Origin of the sequence: Nocardioides daphniae, from assembly GCF_004777465.1 — a bacterium.
Classification (GTDB): Bacteria; Actinomycetota; Actinomycetes; order Propionibacteriales; family Nocardioidaceae; genus Nocardioides; species Nocardioides daphniae.
Window position 1 is genome coordinate 3,133,131 of sequence record NZ_CP038462.1, and the last position, 24,667, is coordinate 3,157,797.

The following is a 24,667-nucleotide window of genomic DNA, read 5'->3' on the forward strand; positions in this document are numbered from 1 at the left end:
CAACCCCTCAGTACTTCAGCAGGCTCGCGTCGTCGACCGAGGCCGAGCGACGGGTCCGGAAGATGCTCATGATGATGGCCAGCCCGACGACGACCTCGGCCGCGGCCACCACCATCACGAAGAAGGCGGTCACCTGGCCGTCGAGGTTGCCGTGCTGCTTGGCGAAGGTGACCAGGGCGAGGTTGCAGGCGTTGAGCATCAGCTCGACGCACATGAAGACCACGATCGCGTTGCGACGGGTCAGCACCCCCACGGCCCCGATGGTGAAGAGGATCGCCGACAGGACGATGAAGGGAGTCAGGCTCATTCGGTCTCCTCCTCGACCTCGACGCCCGCGGTCGCCGCGGGGCCGGTGCCACCGGTGAACTTCTCGATGCGGCCCGCCTCGGCCGGGGCCGAGCGCACGGTGCCGCGCGCGGCGAGCACCCGCGAGATCGACGCCTCGGACGCCGTGCCGTCGGGCAGCAGCGCAGGGGTGTCGACGGCGTTGTGCCGGGCGTACACACCGGGCGAGGGCAGCGGGCCGGGGTGCTTGCCCGACTCGGCGTAGTCACGCATGCGCTGCGCGGCCAGGTCGGCCTGGGTGACCTTGACCTCCCGCTCGCGGTGGGCGAGGACCATCGCGCCCAGCGCCGCGGTGACCAGCAGGGCGCTGGTCGCCTCGAAGGCGAAGACCCAGCGGCTGAAGAGCACCTGCGCGAGCGCCTGCACGTTGCCGCCGGAGTTGACCTCGTCGAGGCCGACCGCGGTGCCGAGGGTGACCTGTCCGAGCGCCAGCACCAGGGTCGTGCCGAGCAGCAGCCCGGCCACGATCGAGGTGACGCGCTGGCCGGGAATCGTCTCCACGACCGAGTCGGAGGCGTCGACGCCGACCAGCATCAGCACGAAGAGGAAGAGCATCAGGATCGCGCCGGTGTAGACGATGATCTGCACGACGAAGAGGAACGGGGCCTCCAGCGCCAGGTAGAGCACGGCGAGGCTGACCATCACCACGGCCAGCAGCATCGCGGCGTGCACCGCCTTGCGCACGAACAGGATGCCCAGGGCCGCCAGCACCATCACCGGCGCCAGGATCCAGAAGGCGGTCACTGGTCGGCCTCCTTCTTCTTGAAGTTGCCGCGGTAGTAGTCGCCCTCGTCGTCACCCAGGAGCATCGCGTGCGGCGGCTGCTCCATGCCGGGCAGCAGCGGGGCGAGCAGGTCGGACTTCTCGTAGATCAGCGACTCACGCGAGGAGTCGGCCAGCTCGTACTCGTTGGTCATCGTCAACGCGCGGGTCGGGCACGCCTCGATGCAGAGGCCGCAGAGGATGCAGCGCGCGTAGTTGATCTGGTAGACGCGGCCGTAGCGCTCACCGGGGCTGAACCGCTCCCCCTCGGGACCGTCGGTGTTGGAGGCGCCCTCGACGTAGATCGCGTCGGCGGGGCACGCCCAGGCGCAGAGCTCGCAGCCCACGCACTTCTCCAGGCCGTCGGGCCAGCGGTTGAGCTGGTGCCGGCCGTGGAAGCGCGGCGCCGTCGGCACCTTCTCGAAGGGGTACTGCTCGGTGACGACCTTCTTGAACATCGTCCGGAAGGTGACGCCGAAGCCGGCGATCGGGTCCCAGAGCTGCTCCTTGAGCTGCTCGCCCACGCCCTTGCGGGACTCGGGCTTCTCCTCGGCCATCAGTTCTCCTCCTCCGCAGCGGCGGCGTCGCCGGGCACGGTCTGGCTCGCACCCAGGAAGGTGAGCGGGGCGGCGGCGCCGCGGACGGCACCCCCGGCGGGCATGGCCGGCACCGGGAAGGTGCTCGGGCCGGTCTCGGGCGCGGCGGCGGGCGCCTCGTCCTCCTCGTCGGCCCTGGTGGGCCAGAAGAGCACCACCGCCAGCACGAGGAGCAGCACGCCCGCACCGATCAGGATGCTGCGGTTGTCGAAGCCGCCCTCGAGCGAGATGGCGCGGACGGTGGCGACCAGGACGATCCAGGCCAGCGACGCCGGGATCAGCGCCTTCCAGCCGAAGGCCATGAACTGGTCGTAGCGCAGCCGCGGGAGCGTGCCGCGCAGCCAGATGAACAGGAAGATGAAGAGGAACATCTTCGAGAAGAACCAGAGCAGCGGCCAGTAGCCGGAGTTGGCGCCCTCCCAGACGTGCTCGATGCCCCACGGCGCCATCCAGCCGCCCAGGAAGAGCGTGGTGGCCAGGGCCGAGACGGTCGCCATGTTGATGTACTCGGCGAGGAAGAACATCGCGAACTTCATGCCGGAGTACTCGGTGTGGAAGCCGCCGACCAGCTCGCCCTCGGCCTCGGGGAGGTCGAAGGGGGCACGGTTGGTCTCGCCGACCATGGCGATGACGTAGATGACGAACGACGGGAAGAGCACCAGCCCGAACCAGAAGTCGTCCTGAGCGGCGACGATCTCCGACGTCGACATCGAGCCCGCGTAGAGGAAGACCGCGACGAGCGCCAGGCCCATCGCCACCTCGTACGAGATCATCTGGGCGCTGGAGCGCAGGCCGCCGAGCAGCGAGTAGGTGGAGCCGGACGACCAGCCTGCCAGCACGATGCCGTAGATGCCGACCGAGGCGACCGCCATCACGAAGAGCACGGCGACCGGCATGTCGGTCAGCTGGAGCGGGGTGACGGTGCCGAAGAGGTTGACCTCGGGTCCGAACGGGATCACCGAGAAGGTCACGAAGGCCGGGACCACGATGATCAGCGGAGCGAGCAGGAAGACGACCTTGTCGGCCGCCTTCGGGATGATGTCCTCCTTGAACATCAGCTTCGCGCCGTCGGCCAGCGACTGGAGCAGGCCGAAGGGTCCGTTGACGTTGGGGCCGATGCGGTGCTGCATGCGGGCCACCACGCGGCGCTCGAACCAGATGTTGAACAGCGTCAGCAGCACCAGGACCAGGAAGACCAGGAGGGTCTTCACGACGACCATCCAGAGCGGGTCCTGGCCGAACGCGCTCAGCGACGCCCCTTCGGCGGCGAAGATCTGCGGGCTCATCACTCGACTCCCTTCACGACGACGGAGCTGCCGGGCGAGGCCAGGTCGGCCCAGACGCCGCGCCCGAAGGAACGCGTCGGGATCCACGCCGTGCCGGCGGGCAGGTCGGCGACGGCGACCGGCAGGACCACCTCGCCGCGGTCACCGACCACGGTGACCGAGGCTCCCTCGGCGACGCCGAGCGCCTCGAAGTCGGCGGGGCTGAGCTTCACGACCGCCGGGCGGGCGGTGGCCAGGTGGTGGGCGTCGTACGACTGCAGCGTGCCGAGGTCGACGAGCTGCTTCCAGGTGACCAGCTGCAGCGCGCCGTCGCGGGTGGTGGCGGCGGTGGGCCCGGCCGCCGGCGCCACGCCGACGTCGTACGCGGCCCGCTCACCGTCCCAGGCACCGAACGCGAGCAGCTCGCGACGGATCTCCTCGGTCGTGCGCCAGCCCAGGGGCGCCCCCATCTCCTCGGCGATGCCGGCCAGGATCCGCAGGTCGGGCAGCGAGGACGGGCTGGAGAGCACCGCGTCGAACTGGCGGGCGCGCCCGTCCCAGGTGACGAACGTGCCGGCCTTGTCGGTGACCGGGGCGACCGGGAGGACCACGTCGGCCATCCGGGTCACGTCGGTCTCGCGCTGCTCGAGGGCCACCACGAAGGAGGCGGCCTCGAGGGCGGCGCGGAAGGCGGCCGGGTCAGCGGTGTCGTCGGGGTCGACGCCACCGACGAGGAGTCCGCCGACCTCGCCGGCCAGGGCTGCAGCGACGATCGCGTCGCCGTCGCGGCCCACGGCGCTGGGCACCGACTCGACGCCCCATGCGGTGGCCACGTCGACGCGCGCGGCGGCGTCGGCGACCGGGCGGCCGCCGGGCAGCAGGGTGGGCAGGCATCCGGCGTCGACCGCACCGCGGTCACCGGCACGGCGCGGCACCCACGCCAGGCGGGCGCCGGTGCGCGAGGCCAGGTCGGCGGCGGCGCCGAGGGCGCCGGGCACCAGGCCGAGACGCTCGCCGACGAGCACCACGTCACCCGCGCCGAGCTCGAGCCCGGCCAGGGCGGCGGCCTCGTCACCGGGCGCGGTCACCTGCACCTGGGCGGAGAGCTTACGCAGGCCGCGGGTGGTGAAGGGGGCGACGGCGACCACCTTCGTACCGTGGTCGGCGACGGCCTTGCGCAGGCGCAGGAAGATCGTGCCGGCCTCGTCCTCGGGCTCGAGGCCGGCCAGCACCACGGTGCCGGCGGTCTCGAGGTCGGAGTAGGTCACGCCCCCGGCGTAGTGCGCGGTCATCGCGACGTGGGCGGCCAGGAAGTCGGCCTCCTCGGGCGAGTGCGGGCGGGCCCGGAAGTCGATGTCGTTGGTGCGCAGCGCGACGCGGGCGAACTTGCTGTAGGCGTAGGCGTCCTCGGCGGTCACGCGCCCGCCGGTCAGCACGGCACCGGCGCCGGCCGCGGCCAGGCCACGGGCCGCGACCACGAAGGCCTCGGGCCACGACGCCGGGCGGAGCTGTCCGTCGCCGCCGTCCTCGACGCGGTCGCGCACCCACGGGTGGGTCAGGCGCGTCGACGCCTTCGTGTAGGAGAAGGCGAAGCGGTCCTTGTCGGTGATCCACTCCTCGTTGACCGCCGGGTCGTCGCCGGACAGGCGGCGGACCACCTTGCCGCGACGGTGGTCGACGCGGATCGCGGAGCCGCAGGCGTCGTGCTCGGCGACCGAGGCCGTGGAGACCAGGTCGAAGGGGCGCGCGCGGAAGCGGTACTCCTCGCTCGTCAGGGCGCCGACCGGGCAGATCTGGATCGTGTTGCCGGCGAAGTAGGAGAGGAACGGCGCGTCGGGCGCGATGCCGATCTGCTGCGAGGCGCCGCGCTCGATCAGCGCGATGAACGGGTCGCCGGCGATCTCATCGGCGAAGCGCGTGCAGCGCTGGCAGACGATGCAGCGCTCACGGTCGAGCAGGATCTGCGGCGAGATGTTGATCGGCTTGGGGAAGGTGCGCTTCACCATGTTCTGCGCGGCGAAGCGGGACTCGCCCGCGCCGTTGCTCATCGCCTGGTTCTGCAGGGGGCACTCGCCGCCCCTTGTCGCAGACCGGGCAGTCGAGCGGGTGGTTGATCAGCAGCAGCTCCATCACGCCCTGCTGGGCCTTGTCGGCCCCGGCGGAGGTGAGCTGGGTGTTGACCTGCATGCCCTCCGACACCACCAAGGTGCAGGACGGCTGGGGCTTCATCCGGCCGGGCGGGCCCTGCATCTGCCGCAGCTCGCCGTCGGGGCCCGGCAGGGCCACCTCGACCAGGCACTGGCGGCAGGCGCCGGCCGGCTTGAGCAGCGGGTGGTCGCAGAACCGCGGGATCTGCACGCCGACCTGCTCGGCCGCGCGGATCACGAGGGTGCCCTTGGGGGCGGTGGTGGTGATCCCGTCGATGGTCAGGGTGACCTCGTCGGTGACCTCGGGTGCCTTGGAGTTGCTGGTCATGCGCGCGCTCCTGCGGGTGCGAAGAGGGTCGATGCCGCGGGGTCGAACGGGCATCCACCGTGCGTCAGGTGGGCGACGTACTCGTCACGGAAGTACTGGATGGACGAGGTGATCGGCCCCACCGCACCGTCGGCCAGCGCGCAGAACGAGCGGCCGAGGATGTTGTCGCACTGGTCGAGCAGCTGGTCGAGGTCGGACTCGCTGCCCTGCCCCTGCTCCAGCTTCCGGAGCACCTGGACCAGCCACCACGTGCCCTCACGGCACGGGGTGCACTTGCCGCAGGACTCGTGCTTGTAGAACTCGGTCCAGCGCAGGGTCGCGCGGACCACGCAGGTGGTCTCGTCGAAGACCTGCAGCGCGCGGGTGCCGAGCATGGAGCCCGCCGCCGCGACCGACTCGAAGTCGAGCGGGACGTCGAGGTGCTCCTCGGTCAGGATGCCGGTCGACGAGCCGCCCGGCGTCCAGAACTTCAGCCGGTTGCCGTCGCGCATGCCGCCACCGAGCTCGATCAGCTCGCGCAGCGTGATGCCGAGCGGGGCCTCGTACTGCCCGGGGTGGGTGACGTGGCCCGAGAGGCTGAAGATGCCGAAGCCCTTCGAGCGCTCGGTGCCCATCGAGGAGAACCACTCGGGGCCGTGGGCGATGATGCTCGGCACCGACGCGATCGACTCGACGTTGTTGATCACCGTGGGGCTCGCGTAGAGGCCGGCGACGGCGGGGAACGGCGGCCGCAGCCGCGGCTGGCCGCGACGCCCCTCCAGCGAGTCGAGGAGCGCGGTCTCCTCGCCGCAGATGTACGCCCCCGCTCCCGCGTGGACGACGAGCTCGAGGTCGTGGCCCGAGCCGTGGATGTTCTTGCCGAGGTGGCCGGCCAGGTAGGCCTCGGCCACCGCGTGCTGGAGGCGGCGGATGACGTGGAGGACCTCGCCGCGCACGTAGATGAAGGCGTGGTTGGCCCGGATCGCGTGGGCGGAGATGATCACGCCCTCGATCAGCGTGTGCGGGCTGGCCATCATCAGCGGGATGTCCTTGCAGGTGCCCGGCTCCGACTCGTCGGCGTTGACGACGAGGTACTTCGGCTTCGGGTTGTCCTGCGGGATGAAGCCCCACTTCATGCCGGTCGGGAAGCCGGCGCCACCGCGGCCACGCAGGCCGGAGTCCTTGACGGCGGTGATGACCTCGTCGGGCGACATCGTGAGGGCCTTCTTCAGCGCCTCGTAGCCGCCCTGGGCCTCGTACGACTCGATCGTCCAGGAGCGCTCGGCGTCCCAGTTGTCGGTGAGGACGGGGGTCAGGGTGTCGGTCACTTGCCCTCCTCCTGGTCGGACGCTGCCTGGTCGGCCGCCGCGGTCACCTCGGGGGTCTGCGCGGCAGGAGCGGTCCAGCCGCGCTCACGGGCGATCGCCCGGCCGCGCAGCGACGCGGGGCCGGCCGAGGGGCCCTCGTTGGCCAGTCCGTCGTTGAAGCCGGCGATCACGCGCTCGGCCTCGCGCCAGGTGACCAGCTTCGGCCCACGGGTGGAGTGGACCTCGGCACCGGCGCGCAGGTCGTCGACCAGCTGGACCGCCGACTGCGGGGTCTGGTTGTCCATGAACTCCCAGTTGACCATCGCCACGGGGGCGTAGTCGCAGGCCGCGTTGCACTCGATGCGCTCCAGCGAGACGGTGGCGGCGTCGCCCTCGCGTCGCGGCGCGGTCTCGTCGTTGCCGCAGCCCAGGTGCTCGCTGAGGGTGTCGTAGATGGCGTCGCCACCCATCACTGCGCAGAGCGTGTTGACGCAGACCCCGACGTGGAAGTCGCCGACCGGGCGGCGCTTGTACATCGTGTAGAAGGTCGCGACGCCGCTGACCTCGGCGGGGGTGATGTCGAGGACCTGCGCGCAGGCCTCGATGCCCTCCGGGGTGATCCGGCCCTGGGCCGACTGCACCAGGTGCAGCATCGGCAGCAGGCCGGAGCGCTTGTGCGGGTAGCGGGCCGCGATCTCGCGGAGCTCGGCCCAGGTCGTGTCGTCGAGCGGTGCACTCGTCATTCCCTGGACCCCTCGGTCGCTCGCTCGTCCCTCGCTCGGCTCTGTCGAGGTCATCGGTCAACACCTCCCATCACGGGGTCGATCGAGGCGATCGCCACGATGACGTCGGCGATCATGCCGCCCTCACTCATCACGCTCGTGCCCTGCAGGTTGACGAACGACGGGTCGCGGAAGTGGGCGCGGAAGGGCTTCGTACCGCCGTCGGAGACGACGTGCGCGCCGAGCTCGCCGCGGGGGCTCTCGACGGGGACGTACGCCTGTCCCGGCGGCACCCGGAAGCCCTCGGTCACCAGCTTGAAGTGGTGGATCAGGGCCTCCATCGACTCCCCCATGATGTGGCGGATGTGGTCGAGGCTGTTGCCCATGCCGTCGGAGCCGATCGCGAGCTGGCTGGGCCAGGCGATCTTCTTGTCGCCCACCATCACCGGCGCACCCTCGAGGCGGGCCAGCCGGTCGGCGGCCTGCTCGACCAGGCGCAGCGACTCCCACATCTCGTCCAGGCGCACCCGGAAGCGGCCGTAGGCGTCGGCGGTGTCCCAGGTGATGACGTCGAAGTCGTAGTCCTCGTAGCCCGAGTAGGGCTGCGCCTTGCGCAGGTCCCACGCGTAGCCGGTCGAGCGCAGCGGCGGGCCGGTGATGCCCAGCGCCAGGCAGCCGGCGAGGTCGAGGTGGCCCACGCCCTCGAGGCGTCCCCGGAAGATCGGGTTGGCGTTGCACATGGCGGCGTACTCCGGCAGCCGCTTCTTCATCAGCGCGACGAAGGCGCGGATGTCGTCGAGGCCGCCCGCGGGCAGGTCCTGCGCGACGCCACCGGGACGGATGAAGGCGTGGTCATCCGCAGGCCGGTGATCGTCTCGAACAGGTCGAGCACCAGCTCGCGCTCACGGAAGCCCATCGTCATGACGGTCAGCGCGCCGATCTCCATACCGCCGGTCGCGATGGCGACCAGGTGGGAGGAGATGCGGTTGAGCTCCATCAGGAGCACGCGCATGACCTGCGCCTTCTCGGGGACCTGGTCCTCGATGCCGAGCAGCCGCTCGACGCCCAGGCAGTAGGTCGCCTCGTTGAAGAACGGGGACAGGTAGTCCATGCGGGTGCAGAAGGTCACGCCCTGGGTCCAGGTGCGGTACTCCATGTTCTTCTCGATGCCCGTGTGCAGGTAGCCGATGCCGCAGCGGGCCTCGGTCACCGTCTCGCCCTCGAGCTCGAGGATCAGGCGCAGCACGCCGTGGGTGGAGGGGTGCTGCGGCCCCATGTTGACCACGACCCGCTCGGCGGCGGAGTCGCCGATCTCGGAGGTGATCGACTCCCAGTCCTGGCCGCTGACGTTGAAGACGCGGCCCTGGCTGGTCTCGGAGGTGGAGGCGTAGAAGTCCTCGGTGGAGTTGCTGGCCATCAGTTGTACGACCTCCGCTGGTCGGGGGGCGGCGTGGTCGCGCCCTTGTACTCGACGGGGATGCCGCCCAAGGGGTAGTCCTTGCGCTGCGGGTGGCCCGGCCAGTCGTCGGGCATGAGGATCCGGGTGAGGGCGGGGTGGCCGTCGAAGATGATCCCGAACATGTCCCACGCCTCCCGCTCCTGCCAGTCGGCGGTGGGGTAGAGGCTCACCACGCTCGGCACGTGCGGGTCGGAGTCGGGAGCCGTCACCTCGACGCGGATCCGGCGGTTGTAGCTCATCGAGAGCAGGTGGAGCACGACGTGCAGCTCGCGGCCGGTGTCGGCCGGGTAGTGCACGCCGGAGAGCGAGGAGAGCAGCTCGAAGCGGAGCTTCTCGTCGTCGCGCAGCACCCGGGCCACGGCGAGCAGGTCCTCACGGCGGACGTGGAAGGTGATCTCGCCGCGGTCGACGACCACGTGCGAGACGGCGGTGTCGAGGCCACCGGCGGCGAGCCCCTCGGCGAGGGCGTCGGCCGCCTCGTCGAACCAACCGCCGTACGGCCGCTGCGAGGCGCCCGGGAAGACGACCGGTGCGACCAGCCCACCGAAGCCGGAGACGTCGCCGGTGCCGGCGACGCCGAACATGCCCTGGCGTACGCCGACCGCACGGTCGACGACGGTGTCGTCGCTGACCACCTCCGAGGAGACCGTCTCCTGCGAGCCGGCGTCGGGGGCCTTCACCCCGGGGGTGGAGACGACCGCGTCCTCGCGGGACGGGCTGGTCTGCTGGGCACCCGCCTCGGGGGTGGCGCCCTCGCTGTCGGTGCGGCCCTTGCCGGGCTCGCTGGGGGTGCTCTGCTTCGGGGTGTCGGCCTTGGGGGTGCCGGGGTCGTCGGTCATCGCAGCATCCCTCGCTGGGCCGAGGTCGGCAGCGCGTTCAGCGCAGCGGTCTCGCGCTCGGTGATCTCGTCGGCGCGGTGGGCGCCCATCTTGGTGGACTGCACCTGCTGGTGGAGCTTGGTGATCGCGTCGATCAGCATCTCCGGCCGCGGCGGGCAGCCGGGCAGGTACATGTCGACCGGGACGACGTGGTCGACGCCCTGGACGATCGCGTAGTTGTTGAACATGCCGCCCGACGAGGCACAGACGCCCATCGAGAGCACCCACTTGGGCTCGGGCATCTGGTCGTAGATCTGGCGCAGGACCGGAGCCATCTTCTGGCTCACCCGACCGGCCACGATCATCAGGTCGGCCTGGCGGGGGCTGGCCCGGAAGACCTCCATGCCGAAGCGACCGAGGTCGTACTTCGGGCCACCGGAGGTCATCATCTCGATGGCGCAGCAGGCCAGGCCGAAGGTGGCCGGCCAGAACGACGCCTTGCGCATGTAGCCCGCGAGCCCCTCGACCGTGGTCAGGAGCACGCCCGCGGGGAGCTTGTCTTCTACGCCCATATCCCTAGTCCCAGTCCAGTCCGCCGCGGCGCCACACGTACGTGTAGGCGACGAAGACGGTCGCGATGAAGAGCACCATCTCGATCAGGCCGAAGACGGCCATCGAGTCGAAGTACACGGCCCGGGTAGAGGAAGATGATCTCGATGTCGAAGATGATGAAGAGCATCGCGATGATGTAGTACTTCACCGGGAACCGGCCACCACCCGCAGGCTGCGGGGTGGGCTGGATGCCGCACTCGTACGAGTCGAGCTTGATCTTGTTGTATCGCTTGGGCCCGATGATCGCGGCCATCGCGATCGAGGCGACAGCGAAGACCGTCGCGAGGATGATCAACGCCAGAACTGGCGTGTAGAGCTCCATCCCTGCTTCCTTCCGTAGCCGTGGCCGACGTGAGGGGCACCACTCGGTTGAGAGTTTGTGAAAACCTTCACGAACGGCAGTGGTGCCAGTGTAGGCCCGCGAATGATCTGCGTCACGTCGGCCCTCCGATTCATTCGAGAACGCTCTGACCAGCGCATTTAACGCACGAATGTGTTGCGAATTACATCTCGGCTGGATGCACGCAGCCCCCGGCCCGCCGGACGGCGGGACGAGGGCTGTCGTGAGGGCAGGTGTCGCTCAGGCAGTGGCGTTCAGGCGGTGGCGCGGTGAAGCGCCACGATGCCGCCGGTGAGGTTGCGGAACTCGGGGTCCTGCCAGCCGGCCTCGGCCATCAGCGCGGCCAGACCCTCCTGGTCGGGCCAGGCGCGGATCGACTCGGCCAGGTAGACGTAGGCGTCGGGGCTGGAGGAGACCGCGCGGGCGATCGCCGGGAGCGCCTTCATCAGGTACTCGATGTAGAGCGTGCGGAACGGCTTCCACGTCGGGTGGCTGAACTCGGCCACCACGATCCGGCCACCGGGGCGGGTCACGCGGCGCATCTCGCGCAGGCCCGCGACCGTGTCGACGATGTTGCGCAGGCCGTAGGAGATCGTCACCGCGTCGAAGGTGTCGTCGGCGAAGGGCAGCTGGGTGCCGTCGCCCGCCACGAAGGGCAGGTGGGCGTGCTTGGCCTTGCCGACCTGGAGCATGCCGACCGAGAAGTCGCAGGGCACCACCACCGCGCCGGCCTCGTGGAACTGCACCGACGAGACACCGGTGCCGGCCGCCAGGTCGAGGACCAGGTCACCCGGACGCGGGTCGACCGCGGCGAAGGTCTCGCGGCGCCACATCGCGTCCTGCCCGCCGGAGAGCACGGTGTTGGTGATGTCGTACCGCTTCGCGACGGCGTCGAACATGCGACGGACGTCGGAGGGCTTCTTGTCGAGTTCAGCGCGGGCCACGGGGCGAGCCTACGCAGGTGCGGAGCAACCTCGGTGACGGGTTCTGCGTCAACCAGGCATGAAGACCCACCTCGCTCGGGACCGCGCGCTGCGCACCCTGGGCCGCCTGGCGGCCCTCCTCCTCACCATGGCCGTGATGCTCGCCGTCCTCGTCGTCAGCAGCCAGCTCAGCGGCCGCGACCACCGTGCCTCCTCCCGCGCGGAGAGCCCGCGTACGGAGGTCGACCGTCCCACGGCGCCGCAGACGCGCGCCGCCTCCCCGTCAGCCACCCCGTCGGCCACTCCGTCGGCCCAGCCCTCGACGCAGCCCTCGACCCGGCCGACTGCCCGGCCGACGAGGAAGCCCCGCGCCACGCTGCGGCCCGGCCCGGCGCTGCTGGCTCCCGGCGCGCAGGGCGACGCGGTGCGCGACCTGCAGCACCGTCTCGTCCAGGTCGCCTGGCTGACCGGCCCGGTCACCGGCACGTACGCCGACGGGACCGCCCGCGCCGTCTCCGGCTTCCAGGCCAAGCGCGGCTTCCCGGTCACCGGGGAGGTCGACCGGCGTACGCTGCGGCGCCTGCACGAGATGACCGTGACCCCGACCGAGGACCAGAAGCACAACCGCGTCCCCGGCCTCGACGCCCGCTGCCGCACCGGCCGCGTGCTCTGCGTCGACAAGACCACCCGCACCCTGCGCTGGATGGTCGACGGCGAGGTCCGGATGACGCTGGACGCCCGCTTCGGCGGTCCGTCGACGCCCACCCGGGAGGGCACGTTCCAGGTCCGGTCGAAGTCGCGCGACCACGTCTCGAGCCTCTACGACACCTCGATGCCCTTCGCGATGTTCTTCTCCGGCGGCCAGGCCGTCCACTACTCCCCGACTTCGCCGCCCGCGGCTACGCCGGGGCCTCCCACGGATGCGTCAACATCCGCGACCACGCGGGCATCAGCTGGCTCTACGACCAGGTCCGGGTCGGCGACCGGGTCGTGGTGCACCGGTCCTGAGCCGTCCGGAACGGGCGCGTCGGGCAGGCGTACGCTGCTGCCTTGTGACGACCCATCCGACGCCCCCTGCCACGCCCTCGTTGGTCGTGGTCACCGAGGCCGTCGAGGTGGCCGCGGTGGAGGCCCTGCTCGACCACCTGCCGCGCACCGAGCCGGTCACCTGGCTGCGCAACGGTGAGGGCATGGTCGGCTGGGGCGTCGCGGCCCGGGTCCGCACCAGCGGCTCCACCCGCTTCCGCGACGCGGACAAGTGGTGGTCTGAGCTCTGCGACCAGGCGCAGGTGCGCGACGAGGTCGACGAGCCCGGCACCGGGCTGGTGGCCTTCGGCTCCTTCGCCTTCGCCGACCACCCCGGCGACTCCGTGCTCACGGTGCCCTCGGTGCTCCTGGGCCGCCGCGGCTCGGTCGCCTGGCGCACCACGGTCCACGTGGCCGGCGCTCCCACCCCGGCCGACGTCGAGGTCGAGCCGGTCGTGGCCCCCACCGGGGTGCTCTTCAGCGACGGGGCGCTCGACGGCGAGACCTGGATGGGCGTGGTCGCCGACGCGGTGGACCGGATCAACGCCGGCGACCTCGAGAAGGTCGTCCTGGCCCGCGACCTGATCGCGACCGCGGACGCCGAGGTCGACGTACGCGCGCCCGTCGCCCACCTGGCCACGCACTACCCGACCTGCTGGACCTTCCACGTCGACGGCATGTTCGGTGCGACGCCGGAGATGCTGGTGCGCCGTGAACGCGGGCTGGTCACCTCGCGCGTGCTGGCCGGCACCATCCGCCGCACCGGCGACGACGAGCGCGACCTGGCCCTGGCCGCGACGCTCGCGCGCAGCTCCAAGGATCTCGAGGAGCACGAGTACGCCGTCCGCTCGGTTGCCGACGCCCTCGAGCCGCACTGCTCGTCGATGAACGTGCCCGAGTCGCCCTTCGTGCTCCACCTGCCCAACGTGATGCACCTGGCCACCGACGTGAACGGGGTCGTCCACGACGCAGCGACGGTCTCCTCGCTGCGGCTGGCCGAGTCGCTTCACCCCTCGGCGGCCGTGGGCGGCACCCCCACCCCGGTCGCGGTCGCCCTGATCGCCGAGATCGAGGGGATGGACCGGGGTCGCTACGCCGGGCCGGTCGGCTGGATCGACGCCGACGGCGACGGCGAGTGGGGCATCGCGCTGCGCTCGGCGAGCGTCGAGGGCGCGCAGGTGCGCCTCTTCGCCGGCTGCGGGATCGTCGGCGACTCCGCGCCCGAGGCCGAGCTGGCCGAGTCGCAGGCCAAGTTCGTGCCCGTGCGCGACGCCGTCACCGGCGCCTGACCTACCGGTCAGAGCTGTGGCAGCTCCGCGCCGACCGCCAGACGGGTCCAGCCCAGCCCCTTGGGCTCGTTGACCTTCGCCATCAGCATGTCGACGAGGCCGTGGCCGGCCTCGGAGTAGATCGCGTCGTGGATGGCGAGGTTGTGCTTCGCCCCGACCTCCTGGACGAAGTCGATCGCCTCGCCGACCTTGAGCCACGGCGCGCTCGACGGGGTGAGCAGCAGGTCGACGGTCTCGCCGGGCGCGGTCAGGGCGTCGCCGGGGTGGTAGACCTTCGTGCCGCCGAAGTCCATGAGGTAGCCGGAGTTGTGGATCCGCGGGATCTCGGAGTGGATGATCGCGTGGTCGACGCCGACCACCGTGACCGGGACGCCGCCCGCGGTGAGCTGCTCACCCGGGGTGACGACCGTCAGGCGCTCCACCAGGTCGGGGGCACCGGAGCGGATCTGGTCGGCGACTCCGTCGATCGTGTAGATCTGCGCGTCGCAGCGGCGCAGGTTGTCGGGGGCGTAGTGGTCGCCGTGCTCGTGGGTGATCAGGACGACGTCCGCGCCCTCCACCGCCTCGGGGCGGGTGAAGCCACCGGGATCCAGCACCAGGGTGGTGCCGTCGTGCTCGATGCGGACGCAGGCGTGACCGAACTTCGTGATCCTCATGACACCGCAGCCTAACCATCAGGGCCCCACGGGCCGGTCCCAGTGAGTGGACGCCTGCAGGGCGCGAGGACATGCGTGGCGCCAGGCCGTTGCGTAGGCTCTGTGCTCAGTCACGTCCGGCCGGCCGCCACGGTCAGGCCCAACCATCCCGGGGGAATCTCTTGTCGACCGCGCGCCTCGCTGCCCTCCTGGTCGGGCTGATCCTGCCCGTCAGTGGCATGGCCTTCTCGCCCGCCCTCGCCGGACCTGCTCCGGCCGACGCACCGGGAGGACCGGTCAGCCTGCGTGTGCTGCCGCCGATCTCCCAGCCCGGCGCCAGGGCCACCAGCGCCGACAAGGCCAAGGTCGTGCTGATCACCCGGGTCAAGCCCCGCCGCGCGGCCGCCGTCCGCCTCCAGGTCAGGACCAGCTCCGGCTGGCGCACGATCAAGAAGGCGCGCACCGACAGCAAGGGCACGTACGTCTTCCGCGCGGCCCTGCGCCGCGGCAAGGGCGCCGCGACCTACCGCGTCCGCTCCGGCGGCAACGCCTCGTCGCCGGTCTCCACGACCCGCTGGCTCACGCCCTCCTTCTCCGACAGCTTCGGCGGTCGCAAGCTCAAGAAGGCGTGGACGCACCGCGGCACGTCGTACAACCCCGCCGTGCGCCGCTGCTCGCGGGCCGACAAGCGCGCCACCAAGGTCGGTGGCGGCGTCCTGCGCCTCAGCGTGATGAAGGACCCCAAGCGCAAGAAGAAGTGTGTCGCGGCCAGCAACGGTGTCTTCGGCAAGTACGTCTACCGCCTCAACGGCCACGTCGGCACCCAGGAGAGCTACACGTTCACCTACGGCGTCGCCGCCGCCCGCGTGAAGTTCCCCCGCCAGAGCGGCCAGCACGGCGCCTTCTGGCTCCAGGTGGACAGCCCCGACCTGCGCAAGGTCAACGCCAAGCGCAACGGCACCGAGATGGACGTCGTCGAGTCGTACGGCGCCGACATGGGCGCCGCCGAGAAGTCGCTGGGCCTGGGCACCGGCGTCCACCGCTACGTCAAGCGCAACGGCCAGTTCACGACCGTCTCCGACGGCGGCTACGTGAAGAACGCCGCGCAGTACCTCTCCGGCCGCAACGACAGCTTCTGGGGCCGCTACCACGTCTTCTCGGTCGAGTGGACGCCGCGCTACTACATCTACCGGATCGACGGCAAGGAGTACTGGCGCACGCACAAGGGCATCTCGGGCACCCCGCAGTTCCCGATCCTGTCCAACCTGTCGTCCGACTACGAGCTGGGTCGCCTCAAGAACGGTGACAAGGACCTTCCCCAGCACATGAAGGTCGACTGGCTGCGGGTCTGGGAGACGGGTCCGGGCGCCAAGCGCTGACGTCCCACCAGTCACGACATCACCACTGGTCTTTTCCCCAAGAGCCCACGAAGTCGGGTGCTCGCGGGTAACGTGCAAGGCACTTCTGCGCGGCCCACACGAGCCTCCGGCCGCATCCCACCTTCCCCGAGGTCACCATGAACGCACCACGCCTTGTGGCGCTGGCCACCGCCCTCCTGCTGCCGATCAGCGCGCTCGCCTCCGGCGCAGCCGTCGCCGACCAGGCACGGAGCGGTTCCAGCGTCCTCACCTCCGACCTCGCCGACCACCCGTCGGCGAAGGCCAAGAAGAAGAAGCGGAAGCCGAAGGTCGCCACCAAGGCGAACTCCATCTCCGTGCGGGTCCTCCCGCAGATCGCGCAGGCGGGCAAGGGCGCCGCCAGCCCCGCCAACGCCCAGGTCGTGCTCCCGGTGAGCGTGAAGCCGGTGCGCCGCACCGCGCTGGTGCTCGAGGTGAAGTCGGGCCGCAAGTGGAAGACCCTGCGCAAGGCCAACTCCGCCGCCAACGGCCAGCACGTCTTCACCGCCGCCGCCAAGCGGGGCAGCAGCGCCGCGCAGTACCGCGTCCGCGTGGGCAAGCGCGTCTCGAAGGCGCTCAGCACCAAGCAGTGGCTGACCCCCTCCTTCTCCGACACCTTCAGCGGCAGCAGCCTGAGCAAGGCGTGGAACCACCGCGGCACGCACTACAACGAGGCCGTGCGCACCTGCTCGAAGGGTGACCCGCGCGCCACCCGCGTGGCCAACGGCACCCTGCGCCTCAGCGTGCTGAAGGACCCGGACCGCGGCGAGCTCTGCACGCCCACCAGCGGCAGCGCCACCGGCCAGTACGCGTACCGCCTCAACGGCCACGTCGGCACGAAGGGCGCCTACTCGTTCACCTACGGCATCGCCGCCGCACGCGTGCGCTTCCCGAAGGACAGCGGCCAGCACGCCGCCTTTTGGCTCCAGGTCGAGAACCCGGACCTGCGCACGGTCAACCCGAAGATCAACGGCTCCGAGATCGACGTCATCGAGTCCTACGGCATCGACTCCGGCAAGGGCGCGAAGTCGCTCGGCCTGACCACCGGCGTGCACCGCTACTCCACGGTCGACGGCAAGACGGTCACCTACCCCGAGGGCGGCTGGGTCAAGAACGCGGCGCAGTACCTCTCCGGCCCGAAGGACTCCTTCCACGGCGGCTACCACGTCTTCTCCGTCGAGTGGACGCCGAAGTACTACATCTACCGCGTGGACGGCAAGGAGTACTGGCGCACGACGAAGGACATCTCGGGCACCCCGCAGTTCCCGGTCCTGTCGAACCTGTCGTCCGACTACGAGCTCAACCGGCTCAAGGGCGACGCCAAGGGCCTCCCCCAGCACATGGACGTCGACTGGATCCGCGTCTGGGAGACCAAGCACTGAGCTGACACTGAGCTGGCGCTGGGCTGAGCTGACGCCGAGAGTCAGCACCACTCACCCAGGTGAGCCGCGAGCGGGTCAGGGACGCAGGTTCCTGACCCGCTCGTCCATCTCCCGGCGGGTGTCACGACGTACGCGCGCCTCGACGACCTCGATGCCGCCGGCGGGCTGCGCCAGGGCGTGCTCGAGCTCGGCGAGCGACTCCACGCGCCAGTGCGGCGTACGCGTGGCGGCGCAGAGCGAGGCCAGGTCGACGCCGTGCGGCGTGCCGAAGAGCCGCTCGAACTCCTCGGCGTGCTCGGGCGCCCCCTGCTCGAGCATCGAGAAGATCGAGCCGCCGTCGTCGTTGACGACGACCAGGGTGAGGTCGGGGCGCGCCTCGACCGGGCCCAGGACCAGCCCCCCGGAGTCGTGCAGGAAGGTGACGTCGCCGAGCAGGGCGACCGTACGCTGCGTGCCCACCGCCTCCGCCTCGCGTCCCGCCCCTGCCGAGCGACCCAGCGCGACACCGATGGCGCTGCTCACGACGCCGTCGATGCCCGCGAGCCCCCGGTTGGCGACCACGGTCGGGGTCGACGCCGCGGAGCGCGGCACCATCATCAGGTCCAGGTCACGCACCGGGCTGGACGGACCGACGAAGAGGAGCCCGTCGCGGCCGAGCGCGCGGCTCACCGCACCGGCCACCTCGTAGGGCGTCAACTCGGGCTCGGCCGCAAGCAGCGCGGCGACCTGGGCGTCGAGCGAACGACCCGCCTCCTGCCAGCGGCGCAGCCAGTCCGCGTCGGCCGGGGCCGCCTGCTCCGGGGCAACCGTCCAGGCGGGCGCCGCGGCGTCGACAGCGAAGGGGCGCGGCTGCCAGCGTCCGTCGCCGACCAGGTCGACCACCTCGACGTCCGCGCGAGCCAGCAGCCGGGTGACCGGGCGGGAGAGGGTGGGGTGGCCGACGACGACCACCCGCTCGACCTCGGCGGCCAGCCTCTCGGCCGCGCCGAGGAGGAGCCGGTAGGGGCCGATCGCGTGCGGGCCGCAGCGGGCGCCCGAGCTCGGCTCGGCCAGCAGCGGCCAGCCGCCCTGCTCGGCCAGCTCGCGGGCGGCGTCACCGGCGCCGTCGCCAGCGACGACGACGGTGCGTGGGCCCCTCGCCAGGACTGCGGGCTCGTCGGCGGGCACGACCGGCAGCTCCGGGGAGGCGGGTGCCCGTGGCACCCACCGGTCGGGCGGGGTCAGCGGGTCGTCGAACTGGACGTTGAGGTGCACCGGGCCGGTGACCCGCAGCAGCTCGGCGACCACGCCGGCTGGGTCTGCTGCCCCGAACGCCAGGTCGTGGGTGGTCGAGCGGGGCAGCAGGCCCAGCTGCTCGGTGGTCTGGTTGGCGCTGGTCCCGCGGAGCCGCTCGGGGCGGTCGGCGGTGACGGCGACCAGCGGCAGCTGCTCGTGGTGGGCCTCCAGCGAGGCCGGGGCGAGGTTGGCCACGGCGGTGCCCGAGGTGCACGAGACGACCACCGGCCGCCGCGAGGTGCGGGCGAGGCCGAGGGCCAGGAAGCCGGCGCTGCGCTCGTCGATGCGGGTGTGCAGGCGCAGCAGCCCGGCCCGCTCGGCGTCGAGCAGGGCGAACGACAGCGGCGCGTTGCGCGAGCCCGGTGACAGCACTGCGTCGCGCACGCCCGCGTCGAGCAGGGCCTGGACCACCTGACGGGCCAGCAGGGTGGAGTCGTTCATCAGGAGAGATCCTGCCCCAGCACCGGCGCCAGGTCGGGCAGCAGGGCGGCGACCTCCGTCAGGCGCGCCTGCCAGTGGGCGACGCGGTCGGGGGTGGCGGCGAGCCGGAGCAGGGCCTCGGGGTCGACGACGACGCCCGGAGGGGTGGGCCGCACGGGCAGGAAGCCGTCGACCGGCAGCATCGGCTCGACGGCGAGGTCGTCGGTGAGCAGCTGCACGGTCGCCAGGCCGCAGGCGTGCTCCAGCTCGGGCAGCGCGGCGGCCAGCGCCACGCCGGCCGCGATCCCCACGCTCGACTCCAGCGCGGAGGAGACGACCACGGGCAGGCCGATCTCCTCGGCGATGCGCAGGCACGCGCCGACGCCACCGAGCGGCTGCACCTTCAGCACCGCGACGTCCGCAGCCTCCAGGTCACGCACCCGGTAGGGGTCCTCGGCGCGGCGGATCGACTCGTCGGCCGCGATCGGGACGTCGACCCGACGGCGTACGAGCGCCAGCTCCTCGACGTCGGCGCAGGGCTGCTCCACGTACTCCAGCCCGCCAGCGGCCCGGTCGAGCAGCGGGATCGCGGCGACCGCCTCGTCGACGCTCCACAGGCCGTTGACGTCGATGCGCAGCCGGCCGTCGGGGCCGAGCGCGTCGCGCACCGCCTCGACGCGGGCCAGGTCGTCGGCGAGCGTCTGGCCGGGGTCGGCCACCTTGACCTTGGCCGTCGCGCAGCCGCCGGCGCGGGTGATCGCGTGGGCGCGCTCGGCGTCGACCGCCGGCACGGTGACGTTGACCGGGACCCGGTCGCGCACCGGCGCCGGCCAGTCGCCGGAGGCGGCCTCGACGGCGCAGCGCAGCCACGGGGCGGCGACCTCGGGCGGGTACTCCAGGAAGGGGCTCCACTCACCGAAGCCGTGCTCGGTCTCGAGCAGCACGCCCTCGCGCACGGTGATGCCGCGGAAGCGGGTGCGCATCGGCACCGACCAGACGTGGACGCGCATCAGGCGACGCCCTCCCCCGCGGTGGCAGCAGTGGCAGCGGTGAGGAGTGCCTGCCGGTCGATCTTGCCGTTGCCGAGCAGCGGCAGCGCGTCGAGGCGTACCAGGCGGCGCGGTGCCCAGGCGCGGGGCAGCTCGTCGGCCACCCAGTCGCGCAGCGCGGCCAGGTCCGGGAGTTGGCCGGGCGCGAGGTCCGGGTCGTCGACGCAGCAGGCGACCACCACCTGGCCCCACTCCTCGTCGGGCACGCCGACGACCTCGACCTGCTCGAGCGCGGGATGGGCGCGCAGGCGTCGGGCGACCGCGGGCAGCGGCACGTTGACGCCACCGCTGACCACGACGTCGTCGACCCGGCCGAGCACGACCAGGTGGCCGTCCTCGTCGAGGCGACCGGCGTCGGAGGTGAGGTACCAGCCGTCGGCCAGCGTCTGCGCGGTCAGCTCGGGGTCACCGTCGTAGCCGGAGAAGACCACCGGGCCGCCCAGGCGGATCCGGCCGTCGGCACCGAGCCCGACCCCGACGCCGTCGAGCGGCACGCCGTCGTAGACGCAGCCGCCGGCGGTCTCGGAGGCGCCGTAGGTCGCCACCACCCGGATGCCCGCCTTCTCAGCGGCGCGACGCAGTGCCGGGTCGATCGGGCCACCGCCCAGCAGCACGGCCTGCATCGCGGCCAGCGCCGCCACGTCGTCGGGCGAGCCCATCAGCCGGTGCAGCTGGGTGGGCACCAGCGAGGTGTACGCCGCCGCTCCCTGCTCGTCGGCCCAGGCGCCGAGCACCGGCCGGTGGCCGGCGACGAGTGAGCGCACGACGACCTGGACGCCCGCGACGTACGAGGACGGAAGGACCAGTGCCCACCGTCCGCCCGCCCCGGCGCCGAGGTCGCGCAGCCGACGCGCGGAGGCGTGGGCGGAGGCGAGGACGGCGTCGCGGGTGAGCACGACCCGCTTGGGCCGGCCGGTGGAGCCGGAGGTCTCGATCAGGAGCCGGGGGGCGACGTCGGCCGCCACCCACTCCTCGAGCTGGGCCACGGCGGTGCCCGGTCGTCGGACGGTCGCAGGAACTCCACCCCCTCACGCTAGTGCCCGCGAAAACCACATGACACCGGCACCCGGCGCGTGTGACGCTCAGGGGCGATGTCCAGACTGCTCGACCGCGCGAAGCCCCCTTCCCCCCTCGCAGGCCGCCTCGCCACCCAGTCCCTGCTGTTCGCCCTCGGCGACGGCACCTTCATGACCGGCTCCGCCGTCTTCTTCACCCAGGTCGTCGGGCTCTCCGCCGCCCAGGTCGGCCTCGGTCTCACCCTCGGCGGCCTGGCCGCCTTCCTGGTGGCGGTGCCGACCGGCAAGCTGGTCGACCGCTTCGGCGCACAGCGCTGCTGGGCGGTCAGCGCCGCTGCCCAGGCCTGCGTCTACGCGGCGTGGCCCTTCATCGGTGACTTCACCGGCTACGTGCTGATGGCGATCGTGATGGAGGTCTTCGGTGCGCTCGGCCAGGCGGCCTACGGCGCCTACACGATCGACGTGCTGCCGCCCGCCGAGCGGGTGGTCTCGCGGGCCTACACCTACTCCGCGCTCAACGTCGGCTTCACCCTGGGTGCCGCCCTGGGTGGCATCGCGCTGGCCTTCGACTCCAACGACGTGATCCGGGCGCTGCCGTGGTTCACCACGGTCGCCTTCCTGGTCAACGCGGCGGCGATCCTGCGGCTGCCCACGAGCCCCGCCGAGCTGCGTACGCCCGAGGAGCGGCGCGCGGTCGTGCCCGGCCCCGGCCCGTTGCGCAACCCCGGCTGGCTGGCCACCAGCTTCTTCACCGGCGTGATGTGGACCAACCAGGTGCTGCTCAACGTGGTGATCCCGCTGTGGCTGGTCGAGGAGACCGACGCGCCGCGGGTGCTGCTGGCCTTCCTCTTCGGCACCAACACCGTCATGTGCATCGTGCTGCCGATGGCGACCGCGCGCGGCGTCAAGGACCTCACCACGGCCCTGCGCGCGGTGAGGATCTCGACCACCTTCTTCGTCGTCTCCTGCCTCATCACGCTGGCCACCCACGAGACGATCGGGTGGGTCACGATCGCGCTGATCTGGCTGGGCCACGTGACCGTGACCGGCGCGGAGCTCTACCTGACTGCCGCCAGCTGGTCGTTCGAGGCCGAGCTGATGGACCCGCGGCGGCGCGGCGCCTACCAGGGCTCCCAGGGGTTGACGCACACCCTCGGCTCGGTCTGGGCGCCGGCGCTCTACACCTTCCTGGCGATGGAGTGGGGGTCCGGCGGCTGGCTGGTGATCGCCGGGATCGTCGCCCTGGCGGGCGCAGGCATCCACCCCGCTGTGCGCACCGGCGAGCGGTGGCTGGAGCGCCACGTCCCGGCGGAGGACCTGGCGGCGGCCCGCGGAGGCACGGCCAGCGTCCCGGTCAGTGCGCGGGTCGGCGATCCGGCCGACCCGGCGGGAGAGGCGCTCAGGGAAGGGTGACCCGCCGGAACCGGGGGCGGTAGAGCCGCGGGTTCTGCTCGACCACCTCGAGGTCCATCGCGTTGACGCTCCAGCTCACCACGACGGTGCCCTTGCGGGGCAGCAGGTCGGGGTGGGCGAGCGGCATGTACTGGAAGACCTCCTGCCCGCTGGGGATCTCCGCGACCGGGCCGGTGGAGACGAAGGGCCCGGTGGGCGAGTCGGCCTTCCAGATCACCATCTCGGTGCCGATGAACTCGTACTGCTTGCTGACCGCGTACCAGGAGCCGTCCTGCTCGAAGACGCTCAGCACCCGCGAGACGCCGGTCGCGGCCGGGATCAGGTCGGCGACCTGCGTGGGGTCGCGGACCCACGACCGGCCGTCGAAGTACTCCCACGACGACTCGTCGAGGTAGTCGTCGACCGTGGTGCGGGCGACGTGCAGCGAGTAGCCGAATACGTAGTCGCCGCCCGGCGTGGAGGTGCCGTAGACGTAGACCTGATCGCCGGTGACCTCCACCGCGGCGCCCCACAGCGGCCGTGACAGGTCTGGCACGTCCGGCCCGAGGTCGGTGACCCCGACCAGCTCGGGGTGCCGTTGACCGGGACGCGGAAGTTGGCGACGCTCGACCCGAGGACCTCGAAGTCCCACATGCCCGTGCCGGTGGCGCGCACCCGCATCAGGCCGACCGCCACCCGGTCGCCGCCCTCGGCCGGGTCGGGCACCGCGACCACGCTCATCGGCCAGTAGCCGACGCCGTCCTCCCGGTCGGGCACGGCGGCGCCGTTGTCGGCCGAGCGCAGGACCGAGGCGCACCCGTTGCCCATCACCAGCAGGGAGTTGCGCACCATCGAGGCACCGGCCTCGTCCACCGGACGGGTGGTGTCGCCGAAGACCCAGAGGCTGCGGCCGTCGGAGAGCTGCGCCGAGGCCCCGACGTCGCCGCCGGCGAAGCCCGGGGTGGCACCGGTGCTGCGCACGAACCGGTTGATGTCGGCGACCGACTTCGGCGTCGTGTAGGGCAGGCAGTCGAGGTAGTCCCCGACCACGCCCGGCGGGTCGGTCTCGGACTGGATCGCCAGCGCGACGACGAGCGGCACCCCGATGATCAGCAGGACCACCAGGACCACGCGGCGGCGGAACTCGGCGGTCATGCTGGGCAGCGTAGCGGCGCCCCGGCCACCTCCCCCGTCGCCGTGCCTGCGCCGTGCGCGCGGCGTGGGCGCGACGTGCGTGCGGCCCGGCGAGCGGCGCCTGCCAGAATCGACAGGTGGTCCACGCTTCCCAGCCCCGTCCCGCCAGCGCCGCCGACTGGCTCGCCGGCGCCCGCCCCCGCACCCTGCCCGCCGCGGTCGCACCCGTCCTCGTCGGCACCGGCGTCGCGGCGTACGTCGACTCTCTGGTCGGGTGGAAGGCGCTGCTCGCGCTGGTCGTGAGCCTGGCGCTGCAGGTGGGCGTCAACTACGCCAACGACTACTCCGACGGCATCCGCGGCACCGACGCCGACCGCGTCGGTCCGATGCGCCTGGTCGGCTCGGGCCGGGCGACCCCGGCCGCGGTCAAGCGGGCCGCCTTCGCGGCCTTCGGCGTCGCCGCGGTGGCCGGCCTGGTGCTGGCCGCCACGACTGCCTGGTGGCTGGTCGCGGTGGGCGTGGTCTGCATCGTCGCGGCGTGGTTCTACACCGGCGGCAAGAAGCCCTACGGCTACCTCGGCCTGGGCGAGGTCATGGTCTTCGTCTTCTTCGGCCTGGTCGCGGTGGTCGGCACGACCTTCGTGCAGACCGAGACCTGGGAGTGGCCGGCGCTCTACGCCGGCATCGGCATCGGCGCCCTGGCCTGCGCGGTGCTCGTCACCAACAACCTGCGCGACATCCCGACCGACCTCGTGGCCGAGAAGCGCACGCTCGCCGTGCGCCTGGGCGACGAGCGGACGCGCGGCTTCTACGCCCTGCTGGTGGCTGCCTCCGCGGTGGCCGTCGTCGCGGTGGCAGCCAGCACCCACTGGGGCGTCGTGCTCTCGCTGGTCTTCCTGCTCCGCATGGTCCCGGCTCTGCGCACCGTGCTCAACGGCGCCACCGGCCCCGCGCTGATCCCGGTGCTGGCCGCGACCGGCATGGGTCAGCTCTGGTGGGCCGTCCTGGTGACGGTCACCCTCAACGCGTTCTGAGGATCCCGGCGTCCG

Annotated in this window: 21 protein-coding genes and 4 pseudogenes; 7 read left to right on the forward strand and 18 right to left on the reverse strand. The window is 71.9% G+C overall.

From position 1 onward, the window contains the following. Positions 1–7: 7 nt before the first annotated feature. The 13 genes and pseudogenes from nuoK to E2C04_RS15485 all read right to left on the reverse strand — a co-directional run bounded on the left by nuoK (position 8) and on the right by E2C04_RS15485 (position 11,624). Positions 8–307 carry an NADH-quinone oxidoreductase subunit NuoK gene (gene nuoK / locus E2C04_RS15430; protein ID WP_135833267.1) on the reverse strand — a complete coding sequence of 100 codons (300 nt, stop codon included), beginning with the start codon at positions 305–307 and terminating at the stop codon, positions 8–10. Further along, positions 304–1,089, reverse strand: coding sequence for an NADH-quinone oxidoreductase subunit J (locus tag E2C04_RS15435; protein WP_135833268.1), 786 nt, complete (start codon positions 1,087–1,089; stop codon positions 304–306). The genes nuoK and E2C04_RS15435 overlap by 4 nt, the downstream gene beginning before the upstream one ends. After that, the gene (nuoI, locus tag E2C04_RS15440; RefSeq protein WP_135833269.1) at positions 1,086–1,664 is read right to left on the reverse strand and encodes an NADH-quinone oxidoreductase subunit NuoI; all 579 of its coding nucleotides are present in this window, start codon (positions 1,662–1,664) and stop codon (positions 1,086–1,088) included. The genes E2C04_RS15435 and nuoI overlap by 4 nt, the downstream gene beginning before the upstream one ends. Next, positions 1,664–2,989: an NADH-quinone oxidoreductase subunit NuoH gene (nuoH, locus tag E2C04_RS15445; RefSeq protein ID WP_135833270.1), complete on the reverse strand. Its 1,326-nt coding sequence runs from the start codon at positions 2,987–2,989 to the stop codon at positions 1,664–1,666. Before nuoH ends, nuoI begins: the two co-directional genes overlap by 1 nt. Then, on the reverse strand, positions 2,989–5,016 hold the full coding sequence (locus tag E2C04_RS15450; protein WP_338088781.1) for an NADH-quinone oxidoreductase subunit G: 2,028 nt from the start codon (positions 5,014–5,016) through the stop codon (positions 2,989–2,991). The genes nuoH and E2C04_RS15450 overlap by 1 nt, the downstream gene beginning before the upstream one ends. Continuing rightward, a complete protein-coding gene (locus tag E2C04_RS21650; protein ID WP_338088782.1) occupies positions 4,913–5,443 on the reverse strand; it encodes a 2Fe-2S iron-sulfur cluster-binding protein in 531 nt (176 codons plus the stop codon). The genes E2C04_RS15450 and E2C04_RS21650 overlap by 104 nt, the downstream gene beginning before the upstream one ends. Continuing rightward, positions 5,440–6,750: an NADH-quinone oxidoreductase subunit NuoF gene (nuoF, locus tag E2C04_RS15455; protein WP_135833271.1), complete on the reverse strand. Its 1,311-nt coding sequence runs from the start codon at positions 6,748–6,750 to the stop codon at positions 5,440–5,442. The genes E2C04_RS21650 and nuoF overlap by 4 nt, the downstream gene beginning before the upstream one ends. After that, positions 6,747–7,472 (reverse strand): NADH-quinone oxidoreductase subunit NuoE, encoded by a 726-nt coding sequence (gene nuoE / locus E2C04_RS15460; RefSeq protein ID WP_135833272.1) that lies wholly within the window; start codon positions 7,470–7,472, stop codon positions 6,747–6,749. The genes nuoF and nuoE overlap by 4 nt, the downstream gene beginning before the upstream one ends. Positions 7,473–7,522: 50 nt before the next feature. Further along, positions 7,523–8,868 (reverse strand): annotated as a pseudogene (locus E2C04_RS15465) (NADH-quinone oxidoreductase subunit D). Beyond that, positions 8,868–9,639, reverse strand: a pseudogene (locus E2C04_RS15470) (NADH-quinone oxidoreductase subunit C); the annotation flags it as partial. The pseudogenes E2C04_RS15470 and E2C04_RS15465, both read right to left, overlap by 1 nt. A 106-nt stretch (positions 9,640–9,745) precedes the next feature. After that, positions 9,746–10,300 (reverse strand): NuoB/complex I 20 kDa subunit family protein, encoded by a 555-nt coding sequence (locus tag E2C04_RS15475; protein ID WP_135833274.1) that lies wholly within the window; start codon positions 10,298–10,300, stop codon positions 9,746–9,748. A gap of 4 nt (positions 10,301–10,304) precedes the next feature. Continuing rightward, positions 10,305–10,662, reverse strand: a pseudogene (locus E2C04_RS15480) (NADH-quinone oxidoreductase subunit A). Positions 10,663–10,934: 272 nt separating this feature from the next. Then, positions 10,935–11,624: a demethylmenaquinone methyltransferase gene (locus E2C04_RS15485; RefSeq protein WP_135833275.1), complete on the reverse strand. Its 690-nt coding sequence runs from the start codon at positions 11,622–11,624 to the stop codon at positions 10,935–10,937. A gap of 136 nt (positions 11,625–11,760) precedes the next feature. Here E2C04_RS15485 and E2C04_RS21655 point away from each other — a divergent pair. From E2C04_RS21655 to E2C04_RS15495, 3 genes and pseudogenes are all read left to right on the forward strand, one after another. Then, a pseudogene (locus E2C04_RS21655) lies at positions 11,761–12,426 on the forward strand (L,D-transpeptidase family protein); the annotation flags it as partial. Between the two features lie 107 nt (positions 12,427–12,533). After that, entirely contained in the window at positions 12,534–12,611 is a 78-nt protein-coding gene (locus E2C04_RS21660) for a hypothetical protein (protein ID WP_338088849.1), read from the forward strand. Between the two features lie 80 nt (positions 12,612–12,691). Continuing rightward, positions 12,692–13,918 carry an isochorismate synthase gene (locus E2C04_RS15495; protein WP_238694338.1) on the forward strand — a complete coding sequence of 409 codons (1,227 nt, stop codon included), beginning with the start codon at positions 12,692–12,694 and terminating at the stop codon, positions 13,916–13,918. Positions 13,919–13,926: 8 nt separating this feature from the next. Here E2C04_RS15495 and E2C04_RS15500 read toward each other — a convergent pair whose 3' ends face one another. After that, positions 13,927–14,574: an MBL fold metallo-hydrolase gene (locus tag E2C04_RS15500; protein WP_135833277.1), complete on the reverse strand. Its 648-nt coding sequence runs from the start codon at positions 14,572–14,574 to the stop codon at positions 13,927–13,929. A 161-nt stretch (positions 14,575–14,735) separates the two neighbouring features. Between E2C04_RS15500 and E2C04_RS15505 the strand changes: the two genes are divergently transcribed. Continuing rightward, positions 14,736–15,932 (forward strand): glycoside hydrolase family 16 protein, encoded by a 1,197-nt coding sequence (locus tag E2C04_RS15505; protein WP_158630718.1) that lies wholly within the window; start codon positions 14,736–14,738, stop codon positions 15,930–15,932. A 137-nt stretch (positions 15,933–16,069) separates the two neighbouring features. Then, complete coding sequence (locus E2C04_RS15510) at positions 16,070–17,332, forward strand: glycoside hydrolase family 16 protein (protein ID WP_135833279.1); 1,263 nt, start codon at positions 16,070–16,072, stop codon at positions 17,330–17,332. Between the two features lie 75 nt (positions 17,333–17,407). Here the strand turns inward: E2C04_RS15510 and menD are convergent, their stop codons facing one another. The 3 genes from menD to E2C04_RS15525 are packed head-to-tail and all read right to left on the reverse strand — an operon-like array spanning position 17,408 to position 21,062. After that, positions 17,408–19,048 (reverse strand): 2-succinyl-5-enolpyruvyl-6-hydroxy-3-cyclohexene-1-carboxylic-acid synthase, encoded by a 1,641-nt coding sequence (gene menD / locus E2C04_RS15515; RefSeq protein WP_135833280.1) that lies wholly within the window; start codon positions 19,046–19,048, stop codon positions 17,408–17,410. Then, entirely contained in the window at positions 19,048–20,037 is a 990-nt protein-coding gene (locus E2C04_RS15520; protein ID WP_135833281.1) for an o-succinylbenzoate synthase, read from the reverse strand. The genes menD and E2C04_RS15520 overlap by 1 nt, the downstream gene beginning before the upstream one ends. Further along, positions 20,037–21,062, reverse strand: coding sequence for an AMP-binding protein (locus E2C04_RS15525; RefSeq protein ID WP_135833282.1), 1,026 nt, complete (start codon positions 21,060–21,062; stop codon positions 20,037–20,039). The genes E2C04_RS15520 and E2C04_RS15525 overlap by 1 nt, the downstream gene beginning before the upstream one ends. Before the next feature lie 105 nt (positions 21,063–21,167). On the opposite strand from E2C04_RS15525, the gene E2C04_RS15530 reads away from it, so the two are divergent. Continuing rightward, on the forward strand, positions 21,168–22,505 hold the full coding sequence (locus E2C04_RS15530; protein ID WP_135833283.1) for an MFS transporter: 1,338 nt from the start codon (positions 21,168–21,170) through the stop codon (positions 22,503–22,505). Positions 22,506–22,823: 318 nt separating this feature from the next. Here E2C04_RS15530 and E2C04_RS17865 read toward each other — a convergent pair whose 3' ends face one another. Continuing rightward, positions 22,824–23,639, reverse strand: a complete 816-nt coding sequence (locus E2C04_RS17865; RefSeq protein WP_158630719.1) for a hypothetical protein — start codon at positions 23,637–23,639, stop codon at positions 22,824–22,826. A 116-nt stretch (positions 23,640–23,755) separates the two neighbouring features. Between E2C04_RS17865 and E2C04_RS15545 the strand changes: the two genes are divergently transcribed. Then, positions 23,756–24,652 (forward strand): 1,4-dihydroxy-2-naphthoate polyprenyltransferase, encoded by an 897-nt coding sequence (locus E2C04_RS15545; RefSeq protein ID WP_135833285.1) that lies wholly within the window; start codon positions 23,756–23,758, stop codon positions 24,650–24,652. The last annotated feature ends 15 nt before the right edge of the window (positions 24,653–24,667 follow it).

Bases quoted from the DNA above. Each gene is read 5' to 3' on its own strand.
- nuoK (WP_135833267.1), bottom strand. From the start codon at position 307: ATGAGCCTGACTCCCTTCATCGTCCTGTCGGCGATCCTCTTCACCATC.
- nuoI (WP_135833269.1), bottom strand. From the start codon at position 1,664: ATGGCCGAGGAGAAGCCCGAGTCCCGCAAGGGCGTGGGCGAGCAGCTC.
- nuoH (WP_135833270.1), bottom strand. From the start codon at position 2,989: ATGAGCCCGCAGATCTTCGCCGCCGAAGGGGCGTCGCTGAGCGCGTTC.
- E2C04_RS15450 (WP_338088781.1), bottom strand. From the start codon at position 5,016: ATGAGCAACGGCGCGGGCGAGTCCCGCTTCGCCGCGCAGAACATGGTG.
- E2C04_RS21650 (WP_338088782.1), bottom strand. From the start codon at position 5,443: ATGACCAGCAACTCCAAGGCACCCGAGGTCACCGACGAGGTCACCCTG.
- nuoE (WP_135833272.1), bottom strand. From the start codon at position 7,472: ATGACGAGTGCACCGCTCGACGACACGACCTGGGCCGAGCTCCGCGAG.
- E2C04_RS15475 (WP_135833274.1), bottom strand. From the start codon at position 10,300: ATGGGCGTAGAAGACAAGCTCCCCGCGGGCGTGCTCCTGACCACGGTC.
- E2C04_RS15500 (WP_135833277.1), bottom strand. From the start codon at position 14,574: ATGAGGATCACGAAGTTCGGTCACGCCTGCGTCCGCATCGAGCACGAC.
- E2C04_RS15510 (WP_135833279.1), top strand. From the start codon at position 16,070: ATGAACGCACCACGCCTTGTGGCGCTGGCCACCGCCCTCCTGCTGCCG.
- menD (WP_135833280.1), bottom strand. From the start codon at position 19,048: ATGAACGACTCCACCCTGCTGGCCCGTCAGGTGGTCCAGGCCCTGCTC.
- E2C04_RS15520 (WP_135833281.1), bottom strand. From the start codon at position 20,037: ATGCGCGTCCACGTCTGGTCGGTGCCGATGCGCACCCGCTTCCGCGGC.
- E2C04_RS15530 (WP_135833283.1), top strand. From the start codon at position 21,168: ATGTCCAGACTGCTCGACCGCGCGAAGCCCCCTTCCCCCCTCGCAGGC.
- E2C04_RS17865 (WP_158630719.1), bottom strand. From the start codon at position 23,639: ATGACCGCCGAGTTCCGCCGCCGCGTGGTCCTGGTGGTCCTGCTGATC.